General features: G+C 77.6%; 1 protein-coding gene. It reads right to left on the reverse strand.

Translation table 11 applies throughout. The features are described from left to right. Positions 1 to 2928, reverse strand: a 2928-nt coding sequence (locus ABWK99_RS15085; protein WP_372595516.1) for an FtsK/SpoIIIE domain-containing protein, incomplete at its 3' end; no start/stop codon positions are given. Positions 2929 to 3199 lie beyond the last annotated feature (271 nt).

Consider the following 3199-nt stretch of genomic DNA (forward strand, 5'->3'; position numbering starts at 1 on the left):
GGCGCCGTGTTGCGGCGCGACCCCTGCTTCCGCCGCGGCGCCGGCTTGCGGCGCGAGCCCTGCTTCCGGCGCGGCCCCGGCGCCGGCTGAGCTCACGGGCTCGGCCCCTCCACCCGCAGCGGGGCGGCCCCGGACCAGGTGCACGCGGAGACCTGCGCGGCGGGCCGAGCGGCTGAGGGTGCGCACGGTCGTGCTCCGGCCCGATCCGGGTCCGCCCACCACGAGGAGGGCCCCGTCGCGCGGTCGCCAGGTGGCCATGCCGTGCACGAGCCGCCCCGGGACGTCGAGGAGCCCGAGGGGAAGCGCTCCCTGCGGCAGGTCGCCGGCGCTCGACCTCAGGCAGTCGTCGGTCACGAGGGCGGGGAGCGGCGGGGACCAGAGCGGGTTCGGGGCGGGCCGTCCCGCGGCCACCCGCCGAGCGGCCTCGACGAGCCCGGGCACCGGATCGACCAGCAGCCGCGCCTGGCCCCGCTCGGTGCCCGGCTCGGTGCCCCGCTCGGTGCCCGGCTCGGGTGCCGCACCGCTCCCTCCCGACATGGTCGCGCGGTCCGGGTGGGCGGGTGAGGATCGGCCCAGCCAGCGGGCCGTGGTCGTCACCGGTGCGAGGGCAGCCCAGGCCGTCTGCTCGACGACCGGGGAGGAGTGCCCTCGCCGGATCACGGCCCGGCCCGGCCGATCGCTCGGCAGGCCGGCCGCATCGGGCACGTCGAGGACGTCGAGCGACTCGGCGGGGTCGGTCACCCGTAGGCAGACCCGCAGCCCGACGTTGGCCCGGACCTGCGCGTCGACGGCGCCGGCAGGACGTTGCGTCGCCAGGACGAGGTGGATGCCGAGCGAGCGCCCCTGGGCGGCAAGTCGGATGAGCGCGGGGAGCACGTCGGGGAGGTCGTCCCGCAGCGCGCGGAGCTCGTCCACCACCACCAGGATCCGCGGTGGTGTGCTGCCCAGGGCCCGCAGGGACTCCAGGTCCCCGACACCTGCCTCGCGGAGCAGACCCTCGCGGCGCCGGAGCTCGCGCCGCACGCCGTCCAGCGCGCGGGCGGCGAGCGCAGCGTCGAGGTCGGTCACCTCACCGACCACATGCGGCAGTCCGCGGCACGGGCCGAGGCCCGCCCCTCCCTTGAAGTCGACGAGCACCATGATCAGGAGATCGGGCGGGTGGCGAAGGGCCAGGTCGAGCACCAGGGACTGGAGCAGGGCGGACTTCCCGGCCCCGGTGGTCCCCGCGACGAGCAGGTGCGGTCCGTCCCCCAGCAGGTCGAGGCTCGTCGGGCCGGAGCCGTCGACGCCGATCCTCGCGGCGAGGGCCCGAAGGGGCCCGCTGTGCCCGGCCCAGGCGGTGGCGATCGCGTCGGCATCGGCGGGAGCGCCGAGGTCGAGCAACCCGACCCGGCGCGGAAGCTCGTCGTCGGCGTGCCGCAGCCGGTGGTCGCGTGCCGCTACCCGCCGTCCCAGGGCCTCCGCCCACTCCCGGCCCGCTCCGGACACCGGCCCGGGTCCCGCCCCGGAGCCACCCGTGGATGCTGCGGCGCCGGTGCGTCGCATGCGACCGGACTCGTCCACGATCCACCCGCACCAGGCGGGGACCGCCGACTCCTCTGCGACGAGCAGCACGGCGCCGGTCGACCCTGCGCGGGCCAAGGACCACCGGTCCGTGACGGACCGGTCGGCTCCGTCGGCGACCAGGAGGGTTCGCCCGGCGGTGCCGGAGGTCACCGGGGAACCGTCAGGCCGACCTCGGGCTCGGCCGGCGTCGCCGGAGGCCGCCGGGGACCCGTCCGGCCGAGCTAGGGCTCGGCCGGTCGAGCTGTCCTCGACCCAGCGGCACCACTCCCAGTCGCCTCCGGCGCCCGGACCCAGGGCGAATCCGACCACGAGGTCGGGCTCGGCGATCGCCGCGCCCACCAGGGACCGGGCCAACGGGAGAGTGCGGTCGCGGGGCCCGACCACCGCGATCGCTTCCCGCAGGTGCTCCCACCCGGCGCTCGTCGGCGCGAGGTCCGGCGTGCCGGTGGCCGAGGACGCGCGCCACGTCGCCTCCCGCCGCCGCCCTCTCGGCGCTTGCGTCGCCCGCTCGCCTGCGCAGGCGGCCGCCCGGATCGCGCTCGCCGCCGGGTCGGGCCAGGAGGGCTCGCGGTGGTCGGCAGGAGCGACGCGCTCCCTCCGCGCGCCGAGCAGCCCGGGGAGCACGGCGCTGAGCCCGAGCAGGAGGGGGATGGCGCTGCGCAGCACGACGGCAAGGGCGAGCGAGACGATCGCGGGCGCCAGCCAGGTCACCGTCGGAGCTCGGGTCGCTGCCGGGGCCCGAGCGGCAGCGGGGGCGTCGACGGGCGTCGCCACCCGGCGGACCACGATCTCCGTCGAGCCGAGGAGGATCGCGGTGCCGAGCCGGACGCGGCGGCCTCGCCGCCCGCGCACGTGGCCGGGCCACCAGCGCGCCTCGCGCAGCCGGGTGCCGTGCGCCGAGCCCAGGTCGCGCACCGTCCATCCCCGTGTCGAGGCGACCACGCGTGCGTGGCGCGGGGACATGAGGGGGTCGTCGACCAGGAGGTGGCCGGCCGGCTCGTGCACCCCCTCCGCGCGCTGCACCCGGCGCCCGATCTCGACCTGTCCGTCGGGTCCGGGCACGGCCACCATTCCGGTGGCCGGACCGGCGACCACGGCCAGGTGCCAGTCCGTCCGAAGGGCCTGCCGGGCGGGGTCGGGGGCGACCGGCCCGCCCGGGCGCCCCACCTGCAGGACGCTCCCTGGCACCCACGGCTCGGCTCCTGCGAGCTGCCCGTCGTCCAGGAGGAGGCCGTCGATGCTGAGCGCGGCCGTACCGAGCGCCCCGATCCCGGTGATCGCGGCCAGCCCTGACCGGGCCGCCCGCACGCTGATCCGGTCGGGGACCTCCACCTCGCCGACGTGCTGGAGCGTGAAGCGCATGCGTGCACGGTGCGGGGTCGCGGGGTGCGCCACCCCGACGGGCCCCGCGCCGATGTGGGCGACCTGCCCTGCACAGGGCTCGGCGTGGTCCACGCGGCCGTGCCGGGGCTCGTTCGGCGCCTCGGTACCGCTCGTCCGCCCGGAGTCGGCTCGTCGCTCCGGTGGGGAGCACCTGGTGTGGCACCATGACCGTATGACGCATGTGGTCTTGGCCGAGGACGACCCTGCCATTGCCGAACCTTTGGCCCGAGCGTTGACCCGCGAGGGGTAC

Source organism: Actinotalea sp. (genome assembly GCF_041597215.1).
In the GTDB taxonomy this organism is placed as follows: domain Bacteria; phylum Actinomycetota; class Actinomycetes; order Actinomycetales; family Cellulomonadaceae; genus Actinotalea.